18 protein-coding genes, 1 tRNA gene and 3 pseudogenes are annotated in these 16,581 nt (G+C 40.7%); 7 read left to right on the forward strand and 15 right to left on the reverse strand.

Features of this window, described 5'->3' with window-relative positions:
• The first annotated feature begins 199 nt into the window (after nt 1–199).
• The 4 genes and pseudogenes from PluTT01m_RS27160 (at nt 200) to PluTT01m_RS26710 (ending at nt 1,830) form a co-directional block, all read left to right on the forward strand.
• The gene (locus PluTT01m_RS27160; protein WP_011147665.1) at nt 200–370 is read left to right on the forward strand and encodes a hypothetical protein; all 171 of its coding nucleotides are present in this window, start codon (nt 200–202) and stop codon (nt 368–370) included.
• 4 nt (nt 371–374) lie between these two features.
• Entirely contained in the window at nt 375–590 is a 216-nt protein-coding gene (locus PluTT01m_RS17965; RefSeq protein WP_011147666.1) for a hypothetical protein, read from the forward strand.
• A pseudogene (locus tag PluTT01m_RS17970) lies at nt 542–1,725 on the forward strand (Arm DNA-binding domain-containing protein). The gene PluTT01m_RS17965 and the pseudogene PluTT01m_RS17970 overlap by 49 nt, the downstream one beginning before the upstream one ends.
• 2 nt (nt 1,726–1,727) lie before the next feature.
• Nucleotides 1,728–1,830 (forward strand) — tRNA-OTHER (locus PluTT01m_RS26710).
• 340 nt (nt 1,831–2,170) lie between these two features.
• Here PluTT01m_RS26710 and PluTT01m_RS26980 read toward each other — a convergent pair.
• Nucleotides 2,171–2,383 (reverse strand): hypothetical protein, encoded by a 213-nt coding sequence (locus tag PluTT01m_RS26980; protein ID WP_157866906.1) that lies wholly within the window; start codon nt 2,381–2,383, stop codon nt 2,171–2,173.
• A gap of 66 nt (nt 2,384–2,449) precedes the next feature.
• On the opposite strand from PluTT01m_RS26980, the gene PluTT01m_RS17980 reads away from it, so the two are divergent.
• Together PluTT01m_RS17980 and PluTT01m_RS17985 are read left to right on the forward strand one after the other, a co-directional pair.
• Nucleotides 2,450–2,680 (forward strand): hypothetical protein, encoded by a 231-nt coding sequence (locus PluTT01m_RS17980; protein ID WP_011147669.1) that lies wholly within the window; start codon nt 2,450–2,452, stop codon nt 2,678–2,680.
• A complete protein-coding gene (locus PluTT01m_RS17985; RefSeq protein WP_011147670.1) occupies nt 2,677–2,946 on the forward strand; it encodes a helix-turn-helix domain-containing protein in 270 nt (89 codons plus the stop codon). Before PluTT01m_RS17980 ends, PluTT01m_RS17985 begins: the two co-directional genes overlap by 4 nt.
• Before the next feature lie 347 nt (nt 2,947–3,293).
• On the opposite strand, the gene PluTT01m_RS17990 is transcribed toward PluTT01m_RS17985, so the two are convergent.
• The 8 genes and pseudogenes from PluTT01m_RS17990 to PluTT01m_RS18025 all read right to left on the reverse strand — a co-directional run bounded on the left by PluTT01m_RS17990 (nt 3,294) and on the right by PluTT01m_RS18025 (nt 10,039).
• A complete protein-coding gene (locus tag PluTT01m_RS17990; protein WP_036808644.1) occupies nt 3,294–3,704 on the reverse strand; it encodes a type II toxin-antitoxin system HicB family antitoxin in 411 nt (136 codons plus the stop codon).
• Between the two features lie 53 nt (nt 3,705–3,757).
• Nucleotides 3,758–3,931, reverse strand: coding sequence for a type II toxin-antitoxin system HicA family toxin (locus PluTT01m_RS17995; RefSeq protein WP_011147672.1), 174 nt, complete (start codon nt 3,929–3,931; stop codon nt 3,758–3,760).
• Between the two features lie 119 nt (nt 3,932–4,050).
• Nucleotides 4,051–5,699: pseudogene (locus PluTT01m_RS18000) on the reverse strand (hypothetical protein).
• Entirely contained in the window at nt 5,699–6,235 is a 537-nt protein-coding gene (locus PluTT01m_RS18005; RefSeq protein WP_041380260.1) for a baseplate complex protein, read from the reverse strand. The pseudogene PluTT01m_RS18000 and the gene PluTT01m_RS18005 overlap by 1 nt, the downstream one beginning before the upstream one ends.
• Entirely contained in the window at nt 6,207–6,875 is a 669-nt protein-coding gene (locus PluTT01m_RS18010; protein ID WP_237146611.1) for a hypothetical protein, read from the reverse strand. Before PluTT01m_RS18010 ends, PluTT01m_RS18005 begins: the two co-directional genes overlap by 29 nt.
• On the reverse strand, nt 6,778–7,554 hold the full coding sequence (locus PluTT01m_RS18015; protein ID WP_011147677.1) for a tail fiber assembly protein: 777 nt from the start codon (nt 7,552–7,554) through the stop codon (nt 6,778–6,780). The genes PluTT01m_RS18010 and PluTT01m_RS18015 overlap by 98 nt, the downstream gene beginning before the upstream one ends.
• Nucleotides 7,554–9,320 carry a phage tail protein gene (locus PluTT01m_RS18020; RefSeq protein WP_257791335.1) on the reverse strand — a complete coding sequence of 589 codons (1,767 nt, stop codon included), beginning with the start codon at nt 9,318–9,320 and terminating at the stop codon, nt 7,554–7,556. The genes PluTT01m_RS18015 and PluTT01m_RS18020 overlap by 1 nt, the downstream gene beginning before the upstream one ends.
• A 425-nt stretch (nt 9,321–9,745) precedes the next feature.
• Nucleotides 9,746–10,039: a MerR family transcriptional regulator gene (locus PluTT01m_RS18025; RefSeq protein ID WP_011147679.1), complete on the reverse strand. Its 294-nt coding sequence runs from the start codon at nt 10,037–10,039 to the stop codon at nt 9,746–9,748.
• Nucleotides 10,040–10,113: 74 nt separating this feature from the next.
• On the opposite strand from PluTT01m_RS18025, the pseudogene PluTT01m_RS18030 reads away from it, so the two are divergent.
• A pseudogene (locus PluTT01m_RS18030) lies at nt 10,114–10,483 on the forward strand (DUF2938 family protein).
• Between the two features lie 588 nt (nt 10,484–11,071).
• Here PluTT01m_RS18030 and PluTT01m_RS18035 read toward each other — a convergent pair.
• The 6 genes from PluTT01m_RS18035 to PluTT01m_RS18060 form a co-directional block, all read right to left on the reverse strand.
• On the reverse strand, nt 11,072–11,359 hold the full coding sequence (locus PluTT01m_RS18035; protein WP_011147682.1) for a gp53-like domain-containing protein: 288 nt from the start codon (nt 11,357–11,359) through the stop codon (nt 11,072–11,074).
• A 1,027-nt stretch (nt 11,360–12,386) separates the two neighbouring features.
• The gene (locus PluTT01m_RS18040; RefSeq protein ID WP_011147683.1) at nt 12,387–12,971 is read right to left on the reverse strand and encodes a putative adenosine monophosphate-protein transferase Fic; all 585 of its coding nucleotides are present in this window, start codon (nt 12,969–12,971) and stop codon (nt 12,387–12,389) included.
• A gap of 7 nt (nt 12,972–12,978) precedes the next feature.
• Entirely contained in the window at nt 12,979–13,461 is a 483-nt protein-coding gene (locus PluTT01m_RS18045; protein ID WP_011147684.1) for a YhfG family protein, read from the reverse strand.
• Between the two features lie 79 nt (nt 13,462–13,540).
• Nucleotides 13,541–14,071, reverse strand: coding sequence for a GNAT family N-acetyltransferase (locus PluTT01m_RS18050; RefSeq protein ID WP_011147685.1), 531 nt, complete (start codon nt 14,069–14,071; stop codon nt 13,541–13,543).
• A gap of 209 nt (nt 14,072–14,280) precedes the next feature.
• Nucleotides 14,281–14,766, reverse strand: coding sequence for a bactofilin family protein (locus tag PluTT01m_RS18055; RefSeq protein ID WP_228957339.1), 486 nt, complete (start codon nt 14,764–14,766; stop codon nt 14,281–14,283).
• A 920-nt stretch (nt 14,767–15,686) separates the two neighbouring features.
• Nucleotides 15,687–16,091 (reverse strand): fimbrial protein, encoded by a 405-nt coding sequence (locus PluTT01m_RS18060; protein ID WP_011147687.1) that lies wholly within the window; start codon nt 16,089–16,091, stop codon nt 15,687–15,689.
• Nucleotides 16,092–16,581 lie beyond the last annotated feature (490 nt).

Consider the following 16,581-nt stretch of genomic DNA (forward strand, 5'->3'; position numbering starts at 1 on the left):
AACTGCCAATACATTCCTTACGGCCATATTTACCAGGATGAAAAAAATTGCATAGCCGATATGGGGATGCAAGGCCCTGGAATTTTTGAGTGTTTACCCATTGAGGCCATAATTCACACTCAAAACTGATTAAGCTTAATCAGAAATCAGGTAACACAATGAATAGCATGATGGTAAATCCATTGACCGGAGAACCATCATGCAACCCTGGCAACCAGGACAACAGTTATTAACCAACTTCGATATCAAATTGGGAAGATTAGCAGCCAGTGTCAAAAATACATCTTGCAATCAAGGTGATATTACCCGTGTTTGTGCTGCCGTTGATCTGATCATTATATCAATGATGAGGCAAAACCATGTGAGGTAAATAAATGGTAAATATTGAATGTGTTCCCATATCCGCTTATTGCTATGCAACAGGGGAAACAGTTGACTCAATTAATAAACGCATTCAGCGCGGTGTTTGGCTTGATGGCGTACATGTACTGAAAGTTGAAGGTGTTAAGGAACGCTGGATTGATTTAAATGAGGTAGCTAAGTGGGCCAGGAAAAACAGCGTAGTAAATTGCCCAGAGGAATTACAGTAAGGAAACATCGTTCTGGTGAAACTATAAATATCTCTTTTACATATAAGGGGTTAAATGCCGAGAACCCCTCTCAAATCTGGAAGTGACGCCCAAAAATATTAAATATGCCGAGCGTAAACTCGGCGAAATATACAATAAAATTGAACGGGATATTTTTATTTATGCTGAATTTTTCCCTAATTCATCACGTCTAAAAATATTCGGAAATGTCAATAAAGGTAGAACAATAAAAGATTATTTAGATGAATATTTAAAAATCTGTGAAACCAGAAATTTATCACCATCCACAATTAATGGATATAAAAAATGTAAAACTGCTCTATCTGAATTACATAAAATTCCCGTTGTAGAGTTAACACCAGCAATATTAAAAACTTGGATTCAAAAACGATCAACTGCTCTGAAAACGATCAGGAACAATCTATCATTTTTACGAAGCGCCATAGATGAAGCAGTTACTGATTGCCTGATTAGTATGAATCCTGTGAATTTAGTCACAGCATCACGGTATCAAACTGAACGAATAGAAAATGATAGCGAATATATTGTTGACCCCCTATCTCCTAACGAGGTTACTGCATTACTGTCAGCAGCAGGCAATAAACAAAAACAATGGGAAAATTTATTCCTTTTTGCGATACATACAGGACTTAGAAGCTCCGAGTTATGCGCGCTTCGGTGGCAAGATATCGACTTTATTGGCAAAACCGCACATGTCCAGTCGGCAAAAGTTGTGGGAATAATAAAAGGAACGAAGACAAAAGCCGGTACCAGAAAAGTCGAACTGAACACTGACGCTATGTCGGCCCTATTAAATCAGAAGGCATTCACTTTCATGAAAGGCAACGTGATATTTGAAGATCCTAAAACAGGCGAGGCTTGGGCAGGTGCAGATGCAATTCGTAAAAAAGCCTGGGTACCTACACTGAGAAAGGCTGGAATTCGGTATCGCAACCCATATCAGACAAGGCACACATTTGCAACAAAACACATTAGCCAGGGAGTTAATCTTTTCTGGCTTGCCGCTCAAATGGGACATAAAGGCCCAGAGATGCTTTTCAGACATTATGGATCATATCTGAAAGACTATGACGGCAGCACATACAAACCCAAGCAGGTCAGTGGTGGGACATGAAAGGAGCTGCAAAGGATACGCAGCGAAGATATTTCATAAAAATATTATTTATAACAATAAGATGCAAAACAATTAACGCGGGTTCAACTCCCGCCAGCTCCACCAAATAAATCAAGGGGTTACACTAAGGTGTAGCCCTTTTTGTTTGCCCAATGTCCACTTTGCGTCCACTCATTTTATTTTTATGGGCATCAATGGACACTACCTGCACCGCCGCATTCCGTCTGGTTCATCACTGAAACTACTTAAGATGCTTGAACGTAGCCTTACGCTTATTAATGAATTAAAAGTACGCTAACTAATACTTTCACTTTCTTCCTTGTCATAATGCAAAAGGAGAAAACAATTTCAGTTCTGTATATCCTGTAAAGCCGCGCTCTATCTGATTTCTATGATAAAGCACGGCTTTTCTTTGTGAGCTTATTTTTCACGTAAAATACAATTTTCATTTAATATCAATGCATTGGGATTTTTCCGTGATCCTCTTTTGATCCAAAAACTGAAATTTCCTGAAAATCTTTTCAATCATTTCAGTTTGTGATTTCTCCCACTCCGCCAGTATTGGCGCGGTTTGGCAGTTTGCCTTGTAGGATTTTAAAATTGAAAAAATTTTTTGATCCAAAACGTGCAGGCGGGTGCGGTGTAGTGCCGTTTTCATCATAAGTTCATTTATTTCGTCATAAGTGCAACGAGACAAACCATCACTAAGGTATTTATTTGATTCTTGAGTCAAATAATACAATCGGTTAAAGTAGTGTTGTCATTGGCAAAATCCAGTGACCAAGGTTTTGCAGCCTTGCGTTCATGGACGCTGGTAAGAAGTTTTTACCAATGTGCCTGCTATCGCCCCTCTATGGCGGTTCAGGCAGGGGAGGTTAACACCTCGCCGGAAATGAACGCCGGTCTGCAAACCCTGTTTGAATCGCCACCACCAAAGAGGGAAGCAGGAATATGAAAAAAGACTGGCATACCGCCGATATTATCGCTGCGATACGTAAGAAGAATAAAATGCTGGCATCATTATCCAGAGAGCACGGTTTAAGCTCTTCAACATTAGCAAATGCTTTAACGCGCCCCTGGCCTAAAGGGGAATTACTGATTGCTCAGGAAATTGGTGTCACCCCTGCTGAAATATGGCCCAGTCGGTATTTTGACGAAAATAAGCAGCCTATCAAACGAACTGTCCGAAATGATTTACCAAACAATTCTGATATCACATAAGTTATTTCTATATCCGAAAAAGTAACAACAACCTTTAAACCACTAAGCTAATATAACACGCTGAATTATCAGTTTTTTATTACACTCACTGCCCATTCTTTAATATCAAAATTGTATTCATAGCCCTATGAAGATGTAAAACAGCCCGCATATTTTGCGGGCGAGAGAATTAATCAATAATGTGTTTCAGACAATCAAAACACAAACCCGTAGCGCTGATTGATACCACATTATTGACCTGGTACGTATTGGTTTGATTGATAACAGTGCTGTATGCATCTGGTCGCAGTTTATCAGGATATAAAAAAGGCCACGTATTAACGCAGCCTGTTAATTAATGGTGATTTTCATTCAATGGACAAAGTTAACTGATGTCCGATAGCCGATGCGACCTTACCCACCGTATCAATTTTAGTTGAGTGCCGTAAATCAAAGATACGGGTCACTTCCTGCTTTTTCACCCCCATACGGTTGGCTAATTCAATTTGCGTTAACTTGGAATCAAGAAACGCATTGAGCATAAGCACCTTAGAGGCCACGCTTAAGGGCACATCAACATAATCCTGCCCTACGGGGCCAGGAAGCGGGATTTTTTCATTATCTTCGAAGTAAAATTCAAAAGCGGTTATTAGCGCATCGAGTGCCATCTCTAGCGCCTCTTCCCGTGTATCCCCCTGGGTTAAAGCTTCGGGGATATCCGGGAATGAGACGAAATAACCGCCCTCTTCTACTGGCTCTAGTGTGACTGGATATCGCATATTTTTAATGATGAACCTGTGCGAGAACCCGCCCCTTGCGAGGCGGGTTTTTATCACAATCCTAATTGCTTAATGATTGCTTTCCTCAGCGGCTCTTTGATCTCTTGGCTAGGGTGTCTCGGCATAATGCTTCGTTTCCCCTGGTATCTCAGTTTCAGATGGTTTGTCCCATTTGAAACTTCGACGCCTTGAGCTTCCAGCCACCGTCTAAACTCGCTTTGCTTCACCACTCCTCCATTCTGTTGAACACACAAACACAGTAAACATTTATGCTTACCATGTCAACACTTTTGTTTACCACGTAGAAAAGGTAAAAATAAACCTTACCGAAGAGAGGCCAATCAATCTAGCCAATCACAGGCGAATACTTCTGTTTCAATCCATCGGATTTATAGCCCGTGTTCCTTATCACGCTGGCGTTCTCCGGCGCACCTGTGTTGTGGTGCGTATGGGCGGCAGTCTGTTCCGCCAGTGCTTTAACCACATCCAACGTCTCTAAATCAAGGTCATGACATTGATTTGCTGGCTGCCCACCCAAACCACGGGCGCGATGATTTCTTGCCTGGCACCGGCGATGCTCTGCTTAAGCAGACCAATCTTCTCTATCAGCTTTTGTCCGATTTCGATACTGGCCTCTTTCCCTACGCTGGCAACGAAATTTGATGAGGTCGCCATACTATAGTCACCGTCTGCAATTTGCCGGACAGCGCCCGCCAATAGCGTAGACGTGCCCAAAACCGTGGTTTTATCCGTGGCCTGTATCGTGGTTTCCCGTGCGACTACGTTACGTGTTTCCGTGTCTGCCCTGACTTCACGGTGCATAGACGATTCATTAATGGTCTGGTCAGTCTGACGAATCCAGTTTCCTTCCTGAGTTACCCTCTGAGAAACTTCCGCCCGCTGTTGCTGCAATTGTTCGCCTGGCTTGATATCGGGCAAGGTATTGCCCTGGCTTAATGTCTGCCGGATAAAGGGCTTATCCGGTCTGCCTGCCTCAAAGGCGATTTCAACCACCGTTCCGACTGGCGGATATTGAAACATACCGGATTCACTGCCCGCCATCGGCAAAGGCAGCGGGACAGCATGATAAACAGGAACCGCGGCATCCTGACCATCATCAGCCAATAATTGCACATCAACCGCATAGCGTGGCCGGAATGAGTCGGAGATATCGCCGCTGACCGTATTTTCAGGGTGTGCCTCAATGCGGGCAAATTTGGGTAAATGCAGCCCTGCCGATAATTCGGGGTAGGCGGCATCAATCTGACGCTGCATTGGCGTTTTGGTCTGCGACTGACCGGTCAGTTTGTTGACGGCTTCCCATGTAATGACCATGTTTTCATTGTTCAGATTGACCTTGTTCAACCGGTACTGATTGATCACTACACCTGGACGCAACGATGGGATCATGGGAATGGTCATCGCATTGCCTGCGGACTGGCACTGGCTAAATGCATTGGGGATCTCTACCGGTTTCCCCGCAAACATCGAATGCGCCCCGCTGCCCACATAAACCGAACCCTCCGGCAACTGATGCCAGAGATAATCCTCAATCGAAAAAACCTGCCCAAGATTAGCCAGCAACTGATAGCCGGTCCCATGATGAGTAAAATGCGGGATGGGTGTCTCCGTATAAGGGGCATCCGGCAATATGAAGGTCAGTCCGCTGTGCTCCTGCAACCAGTCCACAATCTGGCTCAGTGTTGGATGCTGAAATGAACACGACCATAATCGGTCAAACACACCAACCAGTTCACGCACAAAAAGACGCTGATAACCGTTTTGGGCTGGCTGTGAGCGTGCCACATAACCCGTAAACCAGCGTAATACCAAATCCGTGTAACCCACGTCCAGCCGTACCAGTTTTCCGGTGTAGTCCGTTGTCGTCTCCGCCGTGATAAAGCCACGACCACAGGATGCCAGCTCCAGCATAATATTGGCGTCAACCAGGTGAATTTCATCACCGGAAAGATAGAGCCGGTTAATCGGTGTCATTATTTAGCCGGTCCTATTGTGTCATTAATCGGTTTCAATACTTTGCTTTCAAACCAGCTTAATTTTTCCGGCGCTTCTTTTGCGGCGGCGGCCCCCTGACCTGTTTGCTTTCTGGCCTGAATATTATCGGCAGCACGGGCATCACGTTTCTCAGCAACAGATAAATGTTCACGTAAAGTAAATGTGACCTGCCATGCCTGTTTACCGTCGATCTTACTGGCATCAATGGTATGGGTGAATGTCCCGATGCGAAAGTTGATAGCACCTGCGGTCAGGTTAGCGACACGATAACGTTTCAGACTTCCCTTATCTTTGGCCTCCGCCAGTGCAAACAGGCGTGACAGCGTTTTTTGCTCAGTAAACGGAATGATCCCCGTAACACGTAACTCCTTGGGCTTAATACCTTGCTCCGCTACGGCGGTACTGGATGACTGGCCGCTTTGGTCTGTGTCCTGAAATACCACCGATGGGGTTACGGTCAGACTTTTTAATGGGATGGCCTCGCCATCAAGGGCCAGTGTGATAATTTGGCTCATTGTGTAGCATCCTTTCTAATGCGCGAATATCGTCCCCGGCAAATAATGTCGCCAGCGTGTAAACGGCATCCTGTTCAGGGATATCCTGACGCAGTTTTTCGGCCAGTAATGCGCCATTCCCTTTCCCTGAAAAAGCCCAGACACGGGCCGATTTGTTCCTGACGCCATTCAGAGCGGCAGTCACTTGTTGTAAGGTGTTCTGTCTTACCGTCGTGAAGTTTGTTAATTGTGATTTCAATCCCGCAATGCTGCTGCCGGCGCTAACCTGTGTTTTAGCCTGTGCAATCAATCGCGCATTCACGGCCATGCGGCTGGTTGATGTTGAAAACGGTTGAAATGGAGGCAAACCGCTGTCCGGTTTCCCAGGCAATTGCATTTTGGTGATCGCCAGACGTTCCGCTGTCTTTGCCATACGAGTGACCTGAGAAAATACCGACAACGGCAACACCGCCGAAAATGGGGTTAAATGCTGGATAAATTCATTATGCGTCTTCGCGCAGATCATGAGTACCACAGCGCTCATGTTTCCCGTTCCCCGGATTTTATTTGCCAGATAATTGATGGCGTTTGCCGGACTCAGGTAGTGACCGCTGTCCGCTTTCTGCCCGATACCGTATACGAACGGATGGACGGACAACATCGCGCAATGCATCCCCGTCATATTCGGAGAGATGCGCATTATTTTCCGTTGCCAATTCATCACGCGGGTTGCTCAGGCCAGTTGATATCGGGGCCGTAGAAAGGTCCACTCTGTTCACCCGCACACGATATTTTTTCCATTCCACGAGCGCTGATTTTTCGGCATCCGTGGCGATATCCAGATCAATGGCATCCTGTAAGGGTTTAATTGCCGCATCTGCCTGCTGCTGTCGCGCGATTTTTTGCTGTTCAGCCTGTTCAGTTTGATGAGATTTTAGGGCTGATTTATCTGTGACCCATTGCTTATTCTCCCTCTTATCAAAGGGGGTTTGGGGTGATTGCAGGGTGAGATTATCAGGCAATGCGCCGATGGCGGTAATATTGATCGGCTGGCCTGTATCGGTTGCATACGCCGTTTTACCCCGATAGTCAGGCACATGTCGCCAGGATTTTTCATCTACACGACGACAAATCGCAACATCATGCGTGTCAGGTAATTCGGGCGCATCCAGATACGCATTAGCCGCAACAGAAAAACCGCGGGACACGCTATCCATATCGGCCCCAATATATTCCCGTGTTTCAGGATGACAACGATAAACCGCAACCCATCCGCTAACAATAGCTAACCCATCCTCATCAAACCGGGCCATTTGAATATCTGCACTGTATTTAGTCATTACTTTACCCTCGTAATATAAATCACTGATTTGTTGACAGGCCGGTTTTCATTTGCGGTCGGAACCACTCTGGACGCGTCAAATGTCCATGAAATCACCCCACCACCGGCACCGGCTGCGCGACCGCCTGCCTTATACTGGTAGCTGAATGCACCAGATGCGTTGCTCCCGCTCTCAATAGTGGGATTACCTAATGATCTCGTGATATTTCTGATCGCGTCCCCCTGAACACTCCCTAGCGAACGACCCGAGTCCAGCCCCCGCCCTCTATCCAGACCACGCTTAAACAGCCCCCTGTCATCGGGTAATTTCAGGTCGGGAAAAATTTTGGCGAGTTCAGGGTAATCTGCCGCCCGGAATGAGCGCCCCTCATTGGGTTCATATCCGGCGGGTATCGGCGCAGCCGTATGCCATTCGATAGTGGCGCCAATCGGGATACCTATCGTAATCTTTTGCTCTACGGCACCGTTAGCATTGAGAAATCTGGTGTGCAACTGTGCATCGGCATCAATCCAAATTTGCCCCGTGTCACCCCCTACACCGATACTCACCCCTTTGGCCCATCCATTTTCCCGACCACAAGAAAATGGCCCTGAATAATGCCTGCCGGGTAGCTCAGTCATATAGGTAGTCTGGTGATAGGCACCAACATCACCCGCCATCAAACTGATATCAGCCGATAGCGATTTCCCGTTAATTCTCCTGTCATTCGGTACAGCATTCATTACCCGTTCGACGGTTTCCACTAAGCCGATGTTTTTGACAAATTCATTTTTATTGGGAATATCTGCGCCGTTCTGGTTTTTAGCCAGGCGACTATCGGCGTTTTCACTAACAACGGTTAATGCTGCATTAGTGGCATAGCCCCCTTTCGGCTGTTTCCCATGCAGGCCGCTTTCCAATGCCTGCTGAGTCACATATTCCCGTTTCACGCTATCAATCTCTTGATGAATGGCGGAAATATCACGGTCATTTAATGACCCCTTAATGCGCAAATCCATCACATCACCGTGACCATCAATACCCGCAACCGCAAAGACATAATGCGGATACCCTGCCGCATCGATGTAGTTTTTAAGATCATTGGCGGCGATGATATGAACGACGGTTTTCCACTGGCTGACCACATTGCCTTGATAGCTAAAATCCGCATAAACGCGGGTATCGCGCAGGCGGTTAAGTGTTTGGTCAAACGCCAACTCACCCCGCAACCCGCCAATATAAGCCAGCCCCTTTTTGACCGTGTACCGGTCACCACGACAAACCACGGAAAACCCATCACCGAAAAACGCCGCCTCACCGTAACTGTCGGTATTCATCAGACGCTGCATTTCATCGATGCCAGATAAACGGGCGGTAAAATCAATCTGCCAGGTTTCCGCCGTGGTCATAATAGCGGTCTCTTTGGCTGCCCCTTCAAACTCCAGCAAGAAAGAGCGGGTGAGTACATTTCCCTGTAATCCGTTCGCGGTCTTAATTTTTTTCTGAGCTGGGGCATGGGTAATCATGCCAATAATGCCAGAAGCCTTATTTATCAGGCCAATCCAGTTAAAATCAAAATGACCGACTTCCGTTCCCAATGTGACACTATAGGCTACTGCGTTTTCACTCGCTAACCCTGTTTTGTTCACAGCCTGACGATGCACAATATGACTTTCTGCGGGTAATGTCTCATCGCGATTGATGGCAAGAGTGGGATCTAAATCCGGCACATAAGCAAAAACAAACTCATCCAACACCACGGGCTTTCCCGCCGCCAGCTCCACCAAATTAGTAGGGACAGTGATAGGGCAACAGCTTTAATCAAAGCGGGTAACTCTCTTCTTTTCAAATCGAAGTGTCAGATCAGATTGCGACTAATACACTGTAAGGGATTGGGGAGATCCCCTCAGAGGATTCTTACTCGGACTCCTGCGCAGCCAGTTCACCCTTCATCATTTACTTACCGTGTATCTTTATAAAGATAAAGATAAAAACCACCAAACGAACAGTAAATCGAAAAAAGATTTTTTCGAAGAATAAGCTAAATCCCCACTGGAAGATGCTTCATTAGTTACCTCTGGATGGTTTTTAGAGAAGTTACACTTCAAAACGCGACAGAAATTGGGCTTTAGCTAAGACTTTCTGAAATTCAGGGCACTGCATATACTCAGGTGCAGTACAGTTTGCGATATGTTTCAACCCATTACGACTAAGCTGAGCTTGCGAATGGTTTTATCCTCGCCTTAATCAGTAACCGTTCCCTGTCTATGTTCACTTTTCCTTCCCCGTTTGCATCAAACATGGCTGCAATATCGTCAAGCGTGAATCCCGCAGATCGACCAAGCGCAATCAGTTGTAGTTTATTCAGAACATCAGGACTGTATTGTCTTCTGAGGCCAACACGTCCGATCGGACGTATCAGCCCCTTTTTCTCATAGAATCGCAATGCTGAAGGAGATATTCCAGCAAGTTGAGAGACCAAACCAATATCAAGATCTTTCATAATTGACTTAAACCTAACTTTAAGTTGCACAATGCTTACCAGCTTAACATCTCTGATCAGACGGAGCATAGAACATGTACACAGACGTTATTTTTCGGATCTTGATAACTGGTATCGGCGCGATAATATGTATGGACATCTGGACATTAATACAAAGGCGTCTGCTCGGTATTCCATCTCTTGATTATGCTCTAGTTGGCAGATGGTTTTTATGGATGCGAAAACAACGATTTTTCCACCAGACTATAGCCAATAGGATTGTCTGCTGGCTTGATAAGTTTATTTGTCCCATTTCTGATTATGCAGCCAGCATTCGGATTCGGTCTGGCTGCGTCAAAAACTCCGCTCCCCATGAAATCACGAGCAATGAACCTATTGACTCACACTTCTTATGGACTAGGGCTTTATTTCACAGCAAAAATTATGAACCTGGTAATATCATAGCGATACCTGACGTTTTTACATTTTTTATGTGTATAAAGGACATTTCAGTGGAAATAATAATAGAATCAATTATCAACCACCTTATTCCGTTAACGACCTCAAAAAGGATTAACGGGATCGTAAGGAGATTAATACTGTAAAATAAAAATCTTGTCGTGTGGAACTTTTGGCTCTCATGTAACTCACGGTTATGAATGCAAAGCCTACCCCTCAATTCAATTTGATATGCAAGGCATTAAGGAAGGCTACCTATTTTCAAGCCTGATAGATCTTCCTTTCTCGATAATCACAGACATACTTATATTTCCGAGGGATACTCATCGTTTATATACTGATGAAATATGCAAAAAACCACTCTCTTAAAAAACCATGCTGAATTATATTAATCAACAGCCGCTAAAATAAGCTAAACCGGATAATAACGGACAGTAGTTAATTTAATTTCCGGCGAACACTCTATAAAAACTGCTCCCTATGTATTGATTGATATCCAATATTATGGGAGCAATTTACCAAGTAGCTTTCAATATAATTTCTCTTCAATTCCAAAGCTAGAATATATTAATTCTTTCCGTAATAACATATTACTTAATATCCTATTGCAAACCAATACGAACCTAAGTTATCACGCCCGATTACAGCGCTGGTAGAATTAAATTCATAAACTGTTGAATAGTTATCCGCAGGAATCGCATTGGAATAAACGCTAACTTGCAAAGATAAGCACGCTGTAGGAAACGGGATTGGATACGTTATTGTAATTTGTCCAGGACCTCCTTTCGGATTATATCCCCATTGATAAATTATTCCGGTATCGCCACATTTCCACCAACCGTTTACGGCTTTTAAGGCAGTATTTTCAGTGATATTAATCATGGACTCTCCTTAAGGTTAATAATTAATATTTTCTTCAACAGAGATCTACCGACTAAATCATTTAATTACATAAATCATGCATTGATAATACACTTTAACTATAGTAGTTATTAAATGAAGTATGATGAATTATTTTTATCACTAATAGTGATTAATCATCACTGAGTAATTAATATTAATAAATAATTTTTAAGATGAAAAATATAAAAGGTTATTTATTAATAATATCAGAAACCTACCTTCCCACTTCCTACTATTTCTCTTATGTGATGTCCCGCTGCACCTGTCGTATAAATAGGAATGCAACCGTATAAATAAAAAATTTTATTATAATTTTCACAATATTAATATCAAATTAATGTATCACCATTCAAAAAAATAATAATAAAAACAATATACTTAAAGATAAAACATCAAAAAATCAATATTGAATGATTCATTATTATTAATTAAAAGCAATTATTACCCATCTTTTGTCACAAATCCACCAGCGCTACTTCAACAGATTTTCAACAATACAACAAAAAATTATACGAAAAGAGAACTTATTACCTATTATTGAACAATAATTAGTAGCTAGGATAAATTATTTTACTCTACATAATCCCCTGATGAGGTACCAACCATGAAAAAGCTATCAATTTGTTTTTTAGTATTGAGCATTACTGCTTTCTCGCCTAACTTCGCGTCGGCAAATTTATGTTATTACAATCAGAAATCTCTGAGTAAATGCGCTAAGACATGTACGCCAGTAATGATTATTAGCCTTTTCTTTTGGACAATTTGCCTTTAAATCAATTGATAATAATATATTTAATAACAAAGTGACAAGGATATTTTTGTTCTTGTCGCTTTCATTGTGCGGTTTTATTTATTTTATATTTTTTAAACCGTCAATCACTTTAAATAAATTCAATCAAAATTAAGTAGAATGCTTAATCGGCAAGCTCATAAGTTGAAATCACCAGAAATCTTAGATAAAAAATACCAGTAAATAATTCATTATATCATCTCAAAATTATATAATTTAAGAGACACAATTTTCAAAAATCCTTATTAATGGCTGATAGTGACATTGATAAGCAGAAATATTAGCTTCAATCCACTGCTTAGCATTTATAGACTCAAAAGAGATTTTATATCCACAGTTTATAACAATATATTCAAATAATAGTCGCTGTGTTCGCCCATTTCCTTCTCTAAAAGGATGAATTACATTTAATTCCGCATAATATTCAGCAAGTTTTTTAATAAGTTCCTGATAGTTTAATCCTACAAGATAATTTTCATTCTCTAGTATATCAAATATCCTATTTCCTTCTATCTCAATACATTTAGCATGACAGAAACGGGTATCCCCTTTAGATATATCAATTATCCTTAGCTGACCAGCCCAATCATATAAATCAGAAAATATCTGTTTATGGAGTTTACGCCAAAAGACTAAATCGTAAGGTGGTTTCTGGAATGAAATATTCAATATAGCAAGTTCAGTAAGTTCCCTTTCTGCCTGCTCAAGAATAACGGGATCACGAATAGCTAATTTATTAATAAGTGTATCGATGCCCGGATATGTATAGGGATCTTGCCCTGTTCCATATTTATCTACCATAACTACCTCATTGTAAACTATATTTTCTAATTAGTTTATCTTTAAGATTTTTTTGCTCTTTCGATGTTTCAGGCAAACTATTCATAACAATATTCATCCCTTCAAGACGCATACTATCTCTATAGTTTTTTAATTTTACACGGTCAAAATAATGTTTTTTTTCACTATAAGTTGTCATTATTGTTTTTCTGTTCTTTTGGTTTCTAATATCTTTTTCTTGCTGACGGGAATATTTAAATTTAGCCAGATCCAAATCGATCAATTTACAGTTAATCGCCTGACCACTTTCAAATATTCCCCAAGAAATAACTTCAAAATAACTGATCTTCCCATTTCTAATACGGTTAATCTTTACCTCTAAGTCTTGTTGCAATATTTGCAAAACCTGTTGCACCTTACGTTCAGATATCCCTGTCGCTTCTACAATTGAACGGGTATTAGGATGATCTAGTTTAGTCAAGGCCGCCATAACAGCTAATTCATATTTCATTTAAATTTCCAAGATACAATCTATGCAACAATAGTATAAAGCATCAAAGTAACGAAAACCAGAAAAGAGAATAGCGCTATTATTGACGAATCCGGTAAAGCACATGTTCATGAAGCGGATGCCCATTCGGTAATGAAGGATGCAAGAAAGTATTTTCATCTTTCACCATGCCAAGCCGCTTCATAACTTTTTGAGATCGCAAATTGGAAATTGTCGTAAATGCAACTATTTCCTCAAGTTTTAATTGGGTGAAAGCAAAATCCAATGCTTTACGTGCGGCTTCACTAGCGTAACCTTTACCCCAAAATGGCTTATCAAGACGCCATCCAATTTCGATACAAGGTGAAAACGGTAATTCCGCCACAGGAATATTCAAACCGACAAAACCAATAAAATCCCCGGTCTCTTTCAGCTCTACAGCCCATAATCCCCAACCACCCTGCTGCTCAAATCTTTGGATAATCCTATCCACCATAGTATTACTCTGTTCCATCGTCAAAGTGGCAGGAAAATATTCCATAACTTCTGAGTTACTATTCAAATGATAAAATGGTAATCTGTCCTCTTCTCTCCATGAACGCATAATTAACCTGTCTGTTTCCAACACCATAACCCTATTCTCCCTCAATATTAGTTAGCAAACAGGATACCTACTATGCGACAAACCACATACTTCAATCAGAGTAATTAAAACAATTATAGGGTATAAATTGCCAGAATGAGCAAACTAAAGAGGAAATGGAACAACGTAATTTAAACTAAAAAGGAAGTGGCCCGTGCCAAAAGTCTCTGAATCAGATGTCACACGGGCCTGGTTTATCAGGCACTTGTTTTTACCGCGGCCTTATCTTTAGATTTATCATTATTGGTATCTTTTATTGGTACAACACGTTCGGATGCTGTTTTGTTTTCAACCTGTTCCGATTGCCCAAAAAACAGGCCTCCGCGCTTGATAGACATACTGCTGCAACGACTGATTCCACGCAGCTCGCCATGTTCAAGAATATCCAACGTTGCTGCACAGCACGTCCCCACAACGTCACCATCAATAATGATTTCTGGCGCGCTAAGTTCACCTTCGACCCGTCCAGCATGCATAATGCGGATCGCCCCCTCTTTCACCCGGATATTGCCAATCACTTTGCCCCAGATTTGTATATCACCTTCTACATCAATATCGCCCTTAAATACCGAGCTCTTGGCAACAATCGTGCAACGACGAGCTTCTGCACCGGCGTTCTTTTTATCATCAACAAATTGAGATACCGGCTCGACAGCCGCTGCCTCTGCTTTTTTTCCAAACATAGTTTTTAATCTCGACCTCATGTGAATAAAGAAAAATATTAGAGCCAAAAAAGAGAGAATCGCTGTCACTGCACAGCCAAAAAAATTACCAGCCAGATAGAATCCCAGAGCAATGCTCCACATGATCCATATACAGCTCAAAAAAATGTTGTCCGAAAAACGATGTTTTGCCATGTTTGTTCACGTTTTTGTTATTTTTCATGCTTTTTTCGTTAGAAAATACAAAACCAAAATCACTATTTTAACAGAACAGATAACAATCAATGCTAAAGGAAAGCAGGTATTTACAACGTTATTAAACGGTTAAAAGCCTATACCCGTCATCTTTCAAGTTACCTCTTTGTTTTTGTTGGCTACACTCACTAGCAATTAGCAAGGAAAAATTAACATTAAAGTCGATATCTTATCTTTATAATTGTTAACATAAATCAACAATAAAATCACGTTATTAATGTTTAATTTTTTTTACAGATGATCTATTACAAGAATATTTCTCAATTAATATTTACTGATATTTATCTAACAGACATATTGCTTATTTATACAATAGAATTAATTTATTAAAAATATCAATATTATTACTCAGGCAATATACAACTAATATCCAATAAATCAATTACTTTTATGAATAAATGATTCAATTACAAACTTATAAGATTAATTATAGACTGAATAAATCATTCTAATTTACTTATTTAAACTATATCATTGGAAAAAATGAATTAAAATTCAAATCTTTTTTATCTATTCCACTTATCCTCTTTTTTATATTAATATAAAAAAGAGGATAAGACTGATGTGAAAATAATTTAATATTGAGAGATATTATGAATAAAAAATCATATAATGGGGATAACTTAAACACCAAAGTTTTATTGAAAATAATCAGACCTTACTTTTTCATAATCAATAAATCGCTATTAAAAAGTAAAATTTATCATTAATCTGAATATATGAAGCTTCTTTCGCTGGCACAACTTCGGAGATTTATCCGTCTTATTAGCTACCCACGGTAAAGCCAGTAATACTTTCAATGTTGCCCGGGATAATAACTGATGAACTACTGGTTGTGATCTGCAATTTACCAATTGATTCTCAAGACTCTTATGAATTGAAGCTCTTGCTCTTTTCAATATTACGTTGGAAATTTCCCCAGAATTTACACTTTTACCAAAAAGACCCTGCCCGGTAGAATAAGGTATAGCAATAATAGCACCATTAAAGGTCACTGTAATATAACTTCGATCAGCTTTATTTGCTATAGATGCAATAGAAACAACACCCAATATCAACATGGCCGCTATTATAATTTTATTCAGTTTCATTTCGAATTATTACGATTATCTAATAACAATCAATACCAGCATAGAACAACAATATATTTTAAATAAATAATTTCATTATCAATCCTATTTTAATCTTATGAAGATGAGAAAAAATTTAATGCCAGTAATAAATCATAAAAAATATTTATATATGAACAATGACCTTATCGACCTTTCAAGTATTACAGAATAATTCAATTAATAAAAACAAAAAATACAAATTCAAATAATTTCACAACAAAATACTTAGATAACATTTCAATCCGATCATTTGCGATCTATAGTGTCGCAAATTATATCTATATAAGAATAAAATACTTTATGCAATTTGTTTTTCAAATTAAAAGATCTAAAATTTCAATTTTTCGATATAATCGTTCTGCATAGTATAAAAACCAACCTTGACAAAACAGGATATACCCGGCAATTCTTTATGACTAGAGCATTCAGATTGCCCTCATGTGTTGAAATTAACCGTTGGATTATCCTA

The sequence above is a fragment of the Photorhabdus laumondii subsp. laumondii genome (assembly GCF_003343245.1).
Lineage (GTDB): Bacteria > Pseudomonadota > Gammaproteobacteria > Enterobacterales > Enterobacteriaceae > Photorhabdus > Photorhabdus laumondii.